General features: G+C 66.6%; 9 protein-coding genes. 5 read left to right on the forward strand and 4 right to left on the reverse strand.

All coding sequences use genetic code 11. The features are described 5' to 3' along the window. Positions 1-50 precede the first annotated feature (50 nt). Entirely contained in the window at positions 51-2834 is a 2784-nt protein-coding gene (locus ABFX29_RS01110; protein ID WP_152227977.1) for a cation-translocating P-type ATPase, read from the forward strand. On the opposite strand, the gene ABFX29_RS01115 is transcribed toward ABFX29_RS01110, so the two are convergent. After that, the gene (locus ABFX29_RS01115) at positions 2806-4245 is read right to left on the reverse strand and encodes an SDR family oxidoreductase (protein WP_152227975.1); all 1440 of its coding nucleotides are present in this window, start codon (positions 4243-4245) and stop codon (positions 2806-2808) included. The two genes, ABFX29_RS01110 and ABFX29_RS01115, sit on opposite strands and share 29 nt — an antisense overlap. A 109-nt stretch (positions 4246-4354) precedes the next feature. After that, entirely contained in the window at positions 4355-5599 is a 1245-nt protein-coding gene (glgC, locus tag ABFX29_RS01120; RefSeq protein ID WP_152227972.1) for a glucose-1-phosphate adenylyltransferase, read from the reverse strand. Positions 5600-5714: 115 nt separating this feature from the next. Between glgC and glgA the strand changes: the two genes are divergently transcribed. Beyond that, positions 5715-6911: a glycogen synthase gene (gene glgA / locus ABFX29_RS01125; protein ID WP_152227970.1), complete on the forward strand. Its 1197-nt coding sequence runs from the start codon at positions 5715-5717 to the stop codon at positions 6909-6911. An 83-nt stretch (positions 6912-6994) separates the two neighbouring features. Here the strand turns inward: glgA and ABFX29_RS01130 are convergent, their stop codons facing one another. Together ABFX29_RS01130 and ABFX29_RS01135 are read right to left on the reverse strand one after the other, a co-directional pair. Continuing rightward, complete coding sequence (locus tag ABFX29_RS01130) at positions 6995-9091, reverse strand: acyl-CoA dehydrogenase family protein (RefSeq protein ID WP_152227969.1); 2097 nt, start codon at positions 9089-9091, stop codon at positions 6995-6997. Positions 9092-9100: 9 nt separating this feature from the next. Then, on the reverse strand, positions 9101-9844 hold the full coding sequence (locus tag ABFX29_RS01135) for a TetR/AcrR family transcriptional regulator (RefSeq protein ID WP_338081034.1): 744 nt from the start codon (positions 9842-9844) through the stop codon (positions 9101-9103). A gap of 85 nt (positions 9845-9929) precedes the next feature. On the opposite strand from ABFX29_RS01135, the gene ABFX29_RS01140 reads away from it, so the two are divergent. From ABFX29_RS01140 to ABFX29_RS01150, 3 genes are read left to right on the forward strand one after another with little or no spacing between them, the layout of a single operon-like run. Next, positions 9930-11261 carry an acetyl-CoA C-acetyltransferase gene (locus ABFX29_RS01140; RefSeq protein ID WP_152227965.1) on the forward strand — a complete coding sequence of 444 codons (1332 nt, stop codon included), beginning with the start codon at positions 9930-9932 and terminating at the stop codon, positions 11259-11261. 2 nt (positions 11262-11263) lie between these two features. After that, positions 11264-12604 carry a 3-oxoacyl-ACP reductase gene (locus ABFX29_RS01145; RefSeq protein ID WP_152227963.1) on the forward strand — a complete coding sequence of 447 codons (1341 nt, stop codon included), beginning with the start codon at positions 11264-11266 and terminating at the stop codon, positions 12602-12604. Further along, positions 12601-13521: a MaoC/PaaZ C-terminal domain-containing protein gene (locus ABFX29_RS01150; protein WP_152227960.1), complete on the forward strand. Its 921-nt coding sequence runs from the start codon at positions 12601-12603 to the stop codon at positions 13519-13521. The genes ABFX29_RS01145 and ABFX29_RS01150 overlap by 4 nt, the downstream gene beginning before the upstream one ends. The last annotated feature ends 19 nt before the right edge of the window (positions 13522-13540 follow it).

Raw genomic sequence — 13540 nt, forward strand, 5'->3', positions numbered from 1 at the left:
ATTGGTAGACTGATCCGGACCAGTTGGCGAGCCGAGCACAGGGGCATCCCATGCAGCATGGCAGCAACTCCGGGGCCGGAACTCCTGCCCCCGGAGCCCCTGATCCCCAGGTGTCCGAGCCCTGGACCCGGCCCGGACCGGAAGTCGCGGCAGCGCTCACCAGCGATCCGGCATCGGGCCTCAGCCCAGGCGAGGCTGCCCGCAGGCTGGAGCTCTACGGGTCCAACCAGCTGGCAGGAAAGCCTCCGGTTCCGGCATGGCGCAAAATCCTGGCACTGCTTTCCGACCGGCTAATCCTGGTGCTCCTCGCAGCCGCCGTGATCAGCGCCGTCGTTTCCCGGGAACTTGAAACGCCAATCGTCATCCTTGCCGTGGTCATCCTGAACACCTGCCTGAACTACGTCCAGGAACGGCGGGCGGAGAACAGCCTGGAAGCACTGCGCCGCACCGATGTGGGAACCACCCGGGTCCGCCGCGGAGGCAGCATCGCAACGATTACCCGCACGGACCTGGTGCCCGGGGACATAGTGCTGCTGGAGGCCGGGGACTCGGTACCGGCAGACGGCAGGCTGCTGGAAGCGGTCCGGCTGCAGGCCGCGGAGGCCGCACTCACGGGGGAGTCGCAGCCGGTCAACAAGGACGCCGCTTCCCTGCAGGCCGCAGATTCACCGGTAGCCGACCGGCACGGCATGCTCTACATGGGCACCGACATCAGCCGCGGGCGGGCGACGATGGTAGTCACCGGCACCGGCATGGACACCCAGATGGGCCGCATCGCCCACCTGCTCGGCAGCACCCAGGATGAGAAGACCACCCTGCAGCGCAGCATCGACCAGCTGGCTGCGCTGCTGACCTGGATCGCGCTGGCTGTAGTGGCACTGGTCTTTATCCTCGGGCTCCTCCGCGGCGAAGACCTCAACTCACTGCTGCTGACGTCCGTTTCCCTCGCCGTGGCCACCATCCCGGAAGGCCTGACCGCCGTCGTCGCGTTCACCCTCGCCATGGGTGCCTCCCGGCTGGCGGCCCGCGGAGCCATCATCAAACAGCTCTCCGCCGTAGAGACGCTGGGCGGAACCACGCACATCTGCACCGACAAGACCGGCACGCTGACCCTGAATGAGATGACCGTGCGGCGGATGGTCTCCGCCTTTGGGCTCAGGTGCCGCGTCACCGGAACCGGGTATGGGCTGGAAGGCAAGATCCTCAGTCCCGACGGCGGGGAGGTTCCGGCAATGACCGAGGCGTACCTGGCCATGGTGCTGTGCAACGACGCGTCCGTTACGGACGGAGTGCTCAGCGGCGACCCGACCGAAGGCGCACTGGTGGTGCTGGCCGAAAAAGCGGGCATAGACCCGGTGGGCGCGCGTGCAGAACATCCGCGGCTCGCGGAGGTGCCGTTCGACTCGGAATACAAGTTCATGGCCACGTTCAACTCGGACCGGCGCGTTCCGGACAGGACCTGGTGCAACGTCAAGGGCGCGCCCGGGGTTGTCCTGGACCTCTGCACCCACTTTGCCGGCCCGGACGGCGTCGAGCCCCTGACCCCGGAACACCGGGAGCGCGTACTCAGCGAAGTGGAGCTGATCGCCGACGCCGGCCTGCGCACCCTCGCTGTAGCCGGGCGTCCCGTCGAGGATCTTCCACCCAGTGAACCGGAGCAGCTGCGCCGCGCAGTCACCTCACTGGTGCTGTACGCCGTCGTAGGCATCATGGATCCGCCGCGCCGCGAAGCAAAGGAGGCGATCGAAGAGGCGCGTGCCGCCGGGATCCAGGTGCACATGATCACCGGAGACCACCTTGTCACGGCGTCTGCCATCGCCAAGGACCTTGGGATCCCGGGCGAGGCAGTGGCCGGTTCGGCGCTGGACGAGCTCGATGGCCGGCAGCTGCAGGAGCTCGTCCCGAAGGTCGGCGTGCTGGCCCGGGTCTCGCCGGAGCACAAGCTGCGGGTCGTGGAGGCGCTGCAGGCTGACGGCTCGGTGGTGGCCATGACGGGCGACGGCGTCAATGACGCTCCGGCCCTGAAGCGGGCTGACATTGGGATCGCCATGGGCATCACCGGGACGGACGTGTCCAAGGGTGCAGCGCGGATGATCCTGACCGATGACAACTTCGCCACCATTGTCACTGCTGTCCGGGAGGGCCGCGGGATCTACGCGAACATCATCAAGTTCGTCCGGTTCCAGCTGACCACCGCGTGGGGTTTCGTGCTGATTTTCCTGGCCGCTGCCACGTTCGGCTTTGCCGGGGGAGCGCCGTTCACTGCAATCCAGATCCTGTGGGTGAACATCATCATGGACGGTCCGCCGGCCCTGGCACTGGGCGTGGACTCAACCGATCCGAAAGTGATGAGGCAGTCCCCGCGCAGGCCCCGCGAGCCGCTGCTGACCGGCCAGCGGCTCGCTGCGCTGGCGGTCTCCGGGCTGGTCATGGCCGCGGGAACCTGCTGGGTGCTGCTGGCGGCGCCGTCGCTCTTCCCGGAGGCTGCCGCAGCCAGCACCAATTTTGCGACGACCATGGCGTTCACCACGTTCGTTTTCTACCAGGTCTTCAACCTGCTCAACGTCCGCAGCGAAACCTCGTCGCTCTTCTCGCTCCAGACATTCACCAACCGGACCATCTGGTTCGCGCTGGGCGCGGTGGTGCTGCTGCAGGTCCTGGTGGTGCAGCTGGGGTTCTTCGAGGACCTCTTCGAAACGGTTCCGCTGAACGCCGACCAGTGGCTGCTCTGCGTGGGCGTGGCAGCCACCATCGTCGTAGTGTCGGAGCTCAGCAAGGGCGCAGGTGCCCTCCGCCGCAGGGCTGCTACCAGGCAGAGGGCCGGTAATCCTTGAGGAAGACCCCGTGGAGGTCCTCGCCGGCTTCACCCATCACGATCGGATCGTAGACGCGGGCGGCCCCGTCCACCAGGTCCAGCGGGGCATGGAATCCCTCTTCGGCCAGCCGGACCTTGGTGGGGTGCGGCCGCTCATCGGTGATCCAGCCGGTGTCCACCGCAGTCATGAGGATTCCGTCAGTTTCCAGCATTTCCCCGGCACTCGTGCGGGTCAGCATGTTGAGCGACGCCTTGGCCATGTTGGTGTGGGGGTGTCCCGGGCCCTTGTAGCGCCGCGAGAACTGTCCCTCCATGGCGGAGACGTTCACGATGTACTTGCGCCGGGCGGGGGAAGCCGCCATGGCCGGACGCAGCCGGTTGACCAGCAGGAACGGCGCCGTCACATTGCACAGCTGCACTTCGAGCATTTCCAGCGGCTCAACCTGGTCCACCACCTGGGTCCAGGAGTTGATCGGCGCAGTGTCCGGCACCAGGCCGCCGGCGTCGATCGCCGTCCCGTCGCCCAGTTTGGCCAGGGAGGACGACCCGGCGGTCAGGGCCAGGGAGGTGACGGCGTCACCTGCCAGCACCGGATGTTCAGCGACCGACCCGGCCAGCGCCGTGGGGTGGGCGTTGTACGTGTTGCCGAAGGTCACCAGTTCCGGCATCGGCTTATTCGACGGCAGCGCTTCGAGCTCAGCGTCCATCAGCGGCTGGTAGGCGTTGGAACTGCGCCGCACAGTCTGTGCCGCGTTGTTGATGAGGATGTCCAGCGGGCCGTCAGCGGCTACCGCGTCGGCGAGGGAGATAACCTGCGCCGGATCACGCAGGTCGATTCCCACGATCTTCAGCCGGTGCAGCCAGTCTGCGGAGTCTTCCATCGCAGCGAAGCGGCGGGCGGCATCTTTGGGGAAGCGGGTGGTGATAGTGGTGTGCGCGCCGTCGCGCAGCAGGCGCAGGGCAATGTACATGCCGATCTTGGCGCGGCCTCCGGTCAGCAGGGCACGCCGGCCGGTGAGGTCCGTCCTGGCATCTCGCTTGCCGTGGCTGAACGCAGCGCATTCGGGGCACAGCTGGTGGTAGAAAGCATCCACCAGGGTGAAGGGCTGCTTGCAGATGTAGCAGTTTCGGGGCTTAAGCAGGGTCCCTGCGGAAGGACCGTGCGCAGAGCTGCGCAGCTGCGCACCCCGGGTCTCGTCATCAATGCGGTCAGCTGCCCCCGTGGCGGTCCGGGCCACGACGGCGCGGTCCGCTTCGGCCACGGCCTCGCGCTTGGTCACCTTGCGGTGCTTCTTCACTGCCTTGAACATCTTCGCCGTGGCACGGCGGACGGCCACGTGGTCCGGATGGTCTTCGTCCAGGGCATGGATGGTGGAGAGGACCCGAAGGCAGGTGCTGAGGTCTTCGGGGCTGAGGTCTGTGCTGCTCATGGATCACGTTTCTGCGGTGGGTCCGCCGGGGGTATCACGGCGGAGGGCAAACTGGTGCACCTCGACCTTACCGCTAACCCGCCCCGCGCCCGTTATCGGGCGGTGCTGGTCACTCCACCCGTACCGTCTGTCCCTTGCTCAGCACCGTCAGCCCCGACGCCGTCACCGTGTAGCCGCGCGCCAGGTCAAGGTCTCGGTCCACCCCGACGGTTGCGCCCGGCGGAATCTGGACGAACTTGTCCACGATTGCACGCTTGACGACTGCGCCCTCGCCAATCCTCACACCGTCCATGATCACGCTGTCACTGACCGTGGAGCCGGCGTCAACGTAGACGTCGTGGCCAAGTACCGAACCGCTGACCGTCCCGCCGGAGATCACGGCCCCGTTGGCGACGATTGAGTCCACTGCCGTGCCGGGCGCGGCAGTTGAATCCCGAACGAATTTGGCCGGCGGGGAGGTGCTCTGCCGGGTGTAGATAGGCCACTGCAGGTTGTAGAGGTTGAAGGACGGCACCGGCGAAATGAGGTCCATGTGCGCGTCGTAGTAGGAGTCCAGGGTGCCTACGTCCCGCCAGTACCGCTGGTCACGCTCAGTAGCGCCGGGAATGATGTTCTCGGTGAAGTCGTAGACGTTCGCTTCACCTCGTTCCACGAACCAGGGAATGATGTCCCCGCCCATGTCGTGCTTGGTGATCAGGCGTTCGGCATCTATCCGCAAAGCCTCCACCAGGGCGTCGGTCGTAAAGACATAGTTGCCCATGGAGGCGAGGAAGCTGCCGGGATCATCAGGCAGTCCGGGCGTGCTCGACGGCTTTTCAACGAAGGCGGCGATCCGGCCCGGGTCTCCGGGATCGGTTTCGATGACGCCGAACTGGTCCGCCATGGCCAGCGGCTGCCGGACCGCGGCAACGCTGCACGGCGCCCCGGAGGCTATGTGCGCCTCCACCATCTGCGAGAAATCCATCCGGTAGACGTGGTCCGCGCCAATGACGACGACGATGTCCGGCCTTGCGTCGTCGATCAGGTTCATCGACTGGTACAGGGCGTTGGCGCTGCCCAGGAACCAGCTTTTGCCTACCCGCTGCTGCGCCGGCACGGAGGCGACGTAGTTCTGCAGCTGGGTGGACAGGCGCCACGTTTCGGAGATGTGGCGGTCCAGGCTGTGCGACTTGTACTGGGTCAGCACCACGATCTGCAGGTAGCCGGAGTTGACCAGGTTGGACAGGGCAAAGTCGATCAACCGGTACTTGCCGGCGAATGGCACCGCTGGTTTGGCCCGGTCAGCGGTCAGCGGCATCAGCCGCTTACCCTCGCCGCCGGCGAGGACGACGGACAGGACTTTCTTCGGTGCCATGTGTCTGCTCCTGACTGCTCCCGGTATACGGGAAATCTGTTAAGCCGTGCCTGACTGGGAAGCGTGCTGACCAACACACTAGATCACTGCGCGTGATGTGCACTACGTTGATCAAGTGCGAGTAGATATCGTTTCCAAGGAATTCCCCCCTGAGATCTACGGCGGAGCCGGAGTGCACGTCGCAGAACTGAGCCGTGTGCTGGCCAGCCGTGCTGACCTGCGCGTTCACTGCTTTGGTGCACCGCGGGAGGCTGATTACCACGGCGCCAGGGTGCAGGCTTACCCGGTTCCTGCCGAACTGGGAGGCGCCAATCCTGCCGTGCAGACCCTTGGCACGGACCTGGACATGCTCCAGGGGCTGGAAGGTACGGACCTGATCCACTCACACACCTGGTACGCCAACATGGCGGGTCATCTTGGGTCCCTGCTGTACGGCGTTCCCCACGTCCTCAGCGCCCACAGCCTCGAGCCGCTGCGGCCGTGGAAGTCCGAGCAGCTGGGCGGGGGATACGCGCTCTCCTCCTGGGTGGAGAAGACGGCCTACCACGCCGCCTCGGCCATCATCGCCGTGTCCGAGGGGATGCGGAAGGACATCCTGCGCGCCTACCCGGAGGTCACGCCCGGCAAGGTCCGGGTAGTCCACAACGGAATCGACACCGAGACCTGGCACCCGGACGAGGATCCGAACGGCCTGCGGGCGCTGGGCATCGATCCGGACGCACCGTCGGTGGTTTTCGTTGGACGCAATACCCGGCAAAAGGGCGTCCCGTACCTGCTCCGGGCCGCGGCGCTGCTGCCGCCGGAGGTCCAGCTGGTCCTCTGCCTCGGCGCAGCGGACACCCCGGAACTCGCTGCCGAGACCACCGCACTGATCGGCGAGCTAAGAAGCTCACGCAACGGCGTCGTCGTGATTGAACGTATGCTGCCGCGCACGGAGCTGATCAAGGTGCTCAGCTCCGCCACTGTCTTTGCCTGCCCGTCCATCTACGAGCCCCTGGGCATCGTGAACCTGGAAGCGATGGCCTGCGGCACCGCCGTGGTGGCCAGCGCAACCGGCGGCATTCCGGAAGTGGTGGACGACGGCGTTACCGGCCTTCTGGTGCCCATCGAGCAGGTGCAGGACGGCACAGGCACTCCGCTGGATCCGGAGAGATTCGTCCGCGACTTCGCCGCCGCCCTGACCGTACTCGTCACCGACCCGCACCGGGCACGGGAAATGGGAGCGGCAGGCAGGCACCGCGCCGCGGACCATTTCTCCTGGGACGCGATTGCCGAAGCGACGCTGCAGGTGTACCGCTCGGTCCTTCCCTAGCTCATCCAAACACGGCGAAGGGGCCCGGCACCGGGGTTAACCGGTGCCGGGCCCCTTCCGGGTAAGACGGGTTCGGCCGGGCGTTACCGCTTGCCCATGGCCGCCTGCTTCCGGCGCTGGATCAGGATTTTCTCATCCACCGGAGCGGCCCCTGAGGCCCGCAGCAGGCGCTGGTACTCCATTGATTCATCCTGGCGCTGCTTTTCGGCTCCAGTGGCGACGGCGGCGCGGAGGTGCTCCGGGCCGTAGCCGAAGGCATTGACCAAGTCCATGGCATGCGGCCGGATCTTGGCGAGCAGGCGGTTGACGTACTCACCAAGCGTGCGGGCGCGCTGCGAGGAAAGCCGGCCGTGCATCAGGTACCAGGCCAGGTTCTTTTCGATCAGGCCCAGGCCAAAGAGGTCGCGCAGCCACGTGACCACCTGGCGGGTGCCTTCGTCCTCGATGCGCTCCAGCCCGCGGGTGAAGGCCTCCCACTGCAGCAGCTCGGCGTGCGCCCGCGCGGCTTCGATGAGATCGTGCTGGTTCCGGTTGAATACTGCCGCTGCTTCGGCCTTCGGGAGCTTGCGTGCCTTCTGCAGCTCGCCGGCAACCTCGGCGACCATCGTGGCCACCCGGTCTGCCAGCAGGTCGTGCTGGGTGCGGGGATCACGCAGGGCAATAGCGGACTTCTTCTCGGATCCGGTGTCCGCTACGGTCTGCACGATCTGGCGCAGGCCCGTGCGGTGGAAGGTGCGCTCGGTGGCCTGTCCCACCACGTAGCGGGCCAGGACGCCGAAGTCCGCGCCCTGGAACTCCTTGGCGTAGTCGGCCAGGAGCCGCTTGGCCACCAGCTGGAGGAGCACCGTGTTGTCACCTTCGAAGGTGACATAGATGTCCAGGTCCGAGCGCAGCGCGGTGAGCCGGTTTTCGGCCAGGAATCCGGCACCGCCGGTGGCCTCACGGCATTCCTGCAGGGTGTCCAGCGCGTGCCAGGTGGAGAGCGACTTCAGGGCAGCGGCGAGCGTTTCAAGGTCCTGGCGGTTCTCGTCGGTGTCATCGGTTCCGGAGAACACGTCGTCGAACTTGGCCAGCAGCTCGTCGTGCGCGAAGGACGCCGCGTAGGTGGTTGCAAGCAGGGGGAGCAGGCGCCGCTGGTGCTGCTGGTAATCCATCAGCACCTCTTCGACCGTGTCCGAGGCGCCGTTGAACTGGCGGCGTTCAGTGGCGTACTTGATGGCAATGTTCAGGCCCAGCTTCGAGGCGGCAACCGCAGCACCGTCCAGCGATACCCGGCCCTGGACCAGGGTGCCGATCATCGTGAAGAACCGCCGGCCCGGGCTCTCGATGGAAGAGGTGTACGTGCCGTCTTCGGCAACGTCTCCGTAGCGGTTCAGAAGGTTGGTGCGCGGGATCCGGACGTTGGAGAAGTGCAGCCGGCCGTTGTCGATTCCGTTCAGCCCGCCCTTGACGCCGTCGTCCTCACCGCCGACGCCGGGAAGGAAACCGTTCTCGTCGCGCAGCGGAACGTAGAAGGCGTGCACGCCGTGGTCCACGCCCTTGGTAATCAGGTGTGCAAAGACAACGGCAGCCTTGCCGTTCACGGCCGCGTTGCCGATGTAGTCCTTCCACGCAGCACGGAACGGAGTGTTGATGATGAACTCCTGTGCCGCCTCGTCGTATTCGGCGGTGGTGGCAATACTGGAGACATCCGAACCGTGGCCGGTTTCGGTCATCGCGAAGCAGCCGGGGATTTCAAGGCTCATGATGCCCGGCAGCCACTTCTCATGGTGTTCGCGGTTGCCCAGGTGCAGGACTGCGGAGCCGAAGAGGCCCCACTGGACGCCGGCCTTGATCTGCAGGGAAGGATCGGCCACAACCAGTTCCTCGAACCCGGCGATGTTCCCGCCGTGGTTGTCCTGTCCGCCAACGTAGGCCGGGAAGGCGCGGTGGACGGCATCGGCGTCCACCAGGATCTTCAGCTGATCCATAACCCGCAGCCGGTGCTCCGTGTGGGTCAGGCCGGCCGGGGTGTGCAGCGCGTCGGTGCCGGCGAGCTTTCGGGCCTGGAGCCGAATATCCTGCCACTTGCCCAGCAGGGCACGGCCGAGTTCCTCGACGTTGACCGTCGCCGAGTCGTCTTCGCGGATGACGGTGCTGGGGGGAAGCTGGCGCTGCGGGGTAGAGACTGATTGCGTCATTGCGTGTCCTTACTGGTCGGCGTTCGGCGCTGCGGAGGAATCCCCGCGGCTGCCATGCGCAGTGGTGGGTTCAGAAGCATCGGTGGTGTTGCGGGCGGGGGTGTCCCAGCCGATTCCGTCGAACAGCCATGCAGTCAGCTGGTCCGTCATTTCGGCTTCCGTGGGACGGTCGGGCTCGGGCGTGGCAAGCCACCGCTCTCCGGCTGCCCGAACCATGCCGAGAGCGGCTATGGGCCAGAAACCGGCTGCGGCCTGGGTCATCGAGCCGGAATCATGCCCTTCCATGTACGCCTGCACGGCGTGGTCCATCATCTTGCTGATGTTGGCGAAGAAGTGTGAAAGCGCGACGGCGACGCCGGGTTCGCTGGTTCCCGGCGCTTCTCCGGCTGCGGAGCCGGTAACGAACGCGTACACGTTGGGGGAGGTCTGCGCCATCTGCAGGTACGCGGAGACCATGGCGCGCAGGCCCGAACGCGGTGAATCGGCACTGCGTCCGGCCGCGAGGATCTTGTCCTGCATCTGGTTGATGACCACTTCTCCCATGGCCTGCTGCAGCCCGGATTTGTCTCCGAAGTACCGGTAATACACGGACTTGGAGGTTCCGGAGGAGGCAGCGATCTCCTCCATGGAGGCCTGGGCGCCCAGGGTGTGCACGGCCCGGCGGGCAGCCCGGATCAGGGCCGTGCGGCGCTCGGTGCGGTGCGCTTCCCAGCGGACGGAGCGGCCGTCCTGGGAAGGTGTGTCTTGTTTCACTGCGGTGTTCACGATACCCAGCGTATCAGGTACGGTGGGTTACAGTAACTCTCGTCACACCACGACCCCCCAAGGAGACTGACGAATGGCTGCATCATCCACGTCCGCGCCGGCACCCGCCCCCGGCACCGGACCTGCCGTCCGCAACGCCGTCGTAATTGGCGGCAACCGCATTCCCTTCGCGCGCTCCGGCGGTGCCTACGCCCACAGCTCCAACCAGGACATGCTGACCGCCGCCCTGGACGGGCTGGTAGCCCGGTTTGGCCTCCAGGACGAGAGGATCGGCACCGTTGCTGCCGGCGCCGTCCTGAAGCACTCCCGCGATTTCAACCTCACCCGGGAAGCTGTTCTCGGTTCGGCACTGTCGCCGGAAACCCCCGCCTATGACGTCCAGCAGGCCTGCGCCACCGGACTCGAAACCGTGGTCTCGCTGGCCAACAAGATCAAGCTCGGACAGCTCGACTCGGCGATTGCCGGCGGCGTCGACTCCGCCTCCGACGCACCGATCGCAGTCAGCGAAGGACTTCGCCGGGCACTGCTGGACCTCTCCCGGGCCAAGACCACCAAGCAGAAGCTCGCAGCCATCGCGAAGATCCGCCCCCGGGACCTGGCGCCGAACGCGCCCACTACGGGCGAACCACGCACCGGCCTCTCGATGGGAGAGCACCAGGCGCTGACCACCGCGCAGTGGAAAATCACTCGGGAGAGCCAGGATGAGCTGGCCTACAACAGCCACCGCAACCTGGCTGCGGCCTACGACCGGGGATTCTTCGATGACCTGATCACTCCCTACCGCGGCCTGTCCCGGGACTCGAACCTCCGCGCGGACACTTCCCTGGAGAAGCTGGCAAAGCTCAAGCCTGTCTTCGGCCGGTCCCTGGGCGACGAAGCCACCATGACGGCCGGCAACTCCACGCCGCTCACCGACGGAGCATCCGTGGTCCTGCTCGGTTCCGAGGACTACGCCCGGGCAAACGACCTGCCCATGCTGGCGAACATCGTCGACGCCGAAGCCGGTGCCGTTGACTTCGTCCACGGGCGGGACGGCCTGCTGATGGCACCCGCTTTCGCCGTGCCGCGCCTGCTGGCCCGCAACGGACTGACCTTCGCCGACTTCGATTTCTTCGAGATCCATGAAGCGTTCGCCGGCACGGTCCTGAGCACCCTCGCGGCCTGGGAGGACGATGAGTTCTGCCGCACCCGCCTGGGACTTGATGCGCCGCTGGGCAGCATTGACCGGAGCAAGCTCAATGTCAACGGCTCCTCCCTGGCCGCGGGGCACCCCTTCGCCGCAACCGGCGGACGCATTGTTGCCTCCCTCGCCAAGATGCTCGCAGAGAAGGGCTCCGGACGCGGACTGATTTCGATCTGCGCTGCAGGCGGCCAGGGCCTCGTAGCGATCCTGGAGGCACGCTAGCCATGACGGATACCTACCTCACGCTCGTCAACTCGGGCATCACGAAGGAAATTGCCAAGAAGCTTGGCCTGCCCCGCCCTTCGGTGCTGCGCCGCTTTGATCCGGCCAAGCCGCTCATCCCGGGCCCGGTCCTGGTCCTGGGCAAGGGCGAAAGCGCGGACACGCTGGCTTCGCTGCTGCTTTCCTGGCAGCAGGACGTCCGGCGGCATGCGACGCCCAAGGAGAAGCTGGGCGCCATCCTGATGGTGCTCGACGAAGCCGCAAGTCCCGAAGACCTGGGCGCAGTCAGCCTCGACGCCGGTGCCAGCCTGCGTGACCTTGCTCCGGGCGGACGGGTCATTACCGTGTCCCGGCCAGCGTCCGAGGCACAGGATCCCGCGGCGGCAGCTGCCCGGCAGGGCGTGGACGGCACGCTTCGTTCCCTTGCCCACGAACTGCGCGGCGGCGCGACCGCCAACGGGATCGTGCTGGCCAACGGAACGGATGCCGCGGCACCGTCCGTTGCCGCGGCGCTGCATTTCCTGCTCTCCGGACGCAGCGCCTACGTCAGCGGCCAGTTCATCACCGTGGGCTCGGCTGCCGGTGAACTGCCGGAGGACTGGAATGCATCACTGGCGGGCAAGACAGCCGTCGTCACCGGCGCCGCACGCGGCATCGGAGCCTCGATTGCCCGTGTGCTGCACCGCGAGGGCGCCAACGTCATTGTGGTGGACGTCCCGGCCGCCGGCGAGCAGCTTGCCGCCGTCGCGAATGAAATCCACGGCACCGCGCTGCAGGTAGACATCACCCGGGAAGACGCCGCGGACAAGATCCTGGCCCACGCCGCCGAACGCTACGGCAAGCTGGACATCGTCATCCACAACGCCGGGATCACCCGGGACAAGCTGCTGGCCAACATGGATGCGGCACGCTGGGACTCCGTCATTGCGGTGAATGTTGCCTCGCAGCTGCGGATGAACACCCGTTTCCTGGAGTCCGGGACCTTCAGCCCCGACGGGCGGATCGTCTCCCTGGCTTCCACCAGCGGCATCGCCGGGAACCGCGGGCAGACCAACTATGCCGCGTCCAAGGCCGGCATTATCGGTATGGTCCGCGCAACCGCCCCGCTGCTCGCGCCGCGCGGCGGGTCCATCAACGCCGTCGCCCCGGGGTTCATCGAAACCGACATGACGGCCCGGATGCCGGCGCTGACCCGTCAGGTGGCCCGGCGGCTCTCCAGCCTGCAGCAGGGAGGAAAGCCGGTGGATGTCGCTGAGGCGATCGCTTTCCTGGCCTCCGACGCCGCCGCCGGTGTCAACGGACAGGTGCTGCGGGTCTGTGGACAGAATATGGTGGGGGCATGAGCGTCCAGGAACTCGAAGCCATCCCGGCGCTCGGCCGCCTGTACCTCACCGCTGCTTCCAATGCCGCCCGCAGCCGCCTGTCCTCGTCGTCGGCTCCGAAGGACCTTCCTGCGGCCCGGCACACCGTGCAGCACGCCCGGGTTGATTTGGAAAACCTCACCAATTTCCAGCGGCTCGTCCTGCACAGCGCCCAGGACACGCTGCCCTCGGGTTACGTGCACACCTTTGCGTTCCCCGTTGCCATGAGCGTCATGGCACGGGAGGACTTTCCGCTTCCGCTCCTGGGCCTGGTGCACCTCCGCAACGAGGTCACCCACCTGCGCCCAATCCACTACGCCGAGCCGCTCACAGTGACGGCCTGGGCGGAGAACCTGGCGGGTCACCGCGCGGGTACCCAGGTAGAGCTTGTCGCCGAGGTCCGCTCGTCCGGCGAGCTGGTGTGGACCGGTCGTTCGGTCTACCTGGCCAAGGGTGTCTTCCTGCCCCGGTTCGACCGGCCCGCCTCGGCCGGATCCAGGCCCGAGTTCGTGCCGCCGCTGCCCACCGCGCAGTGGCGCCTGGGCCCGGATGCGGGACGGAACTACGCCCGGGTCTCGGGCGACTTCAACCCGATCCACCTCAGTGCGCTTTCGGCCAAGGCGCTGGGCCTCAAGCGGTCGATCGCGCACGGCATGTACATGGCATCCCGGGTGGTGGGTGAAACAGGACCGGCCATGCAGGAGCCGTTCGAGTGGAACATCGAGTTCGAGTCACCGGTGTTCCTCCCCGCCACCGTCAGTGTCCGGATTTCCGAGTCGGGCAGCCCGGGGGAGCGCGGCGCAACCTCCTTCACCGGGTGGAACCAGCGCAGCCGGCGCCGGCATTTCCATGGCTGGGCACGTCCGCTCGGCGACGGGAACCAAGCCCCCCAGGACTAGGAGCGGCTGCTAAAGTTCC

The organism is Arthrobacter gandavensis (assembly GCF_039528575.1).
Classification (GTDB): Bacteria; Actinomycetota; Actinomycetes; order Actinomycetales; family Micrococcaceae; genus Arthrobacter_B; species Arthrobacter_B citreus_B.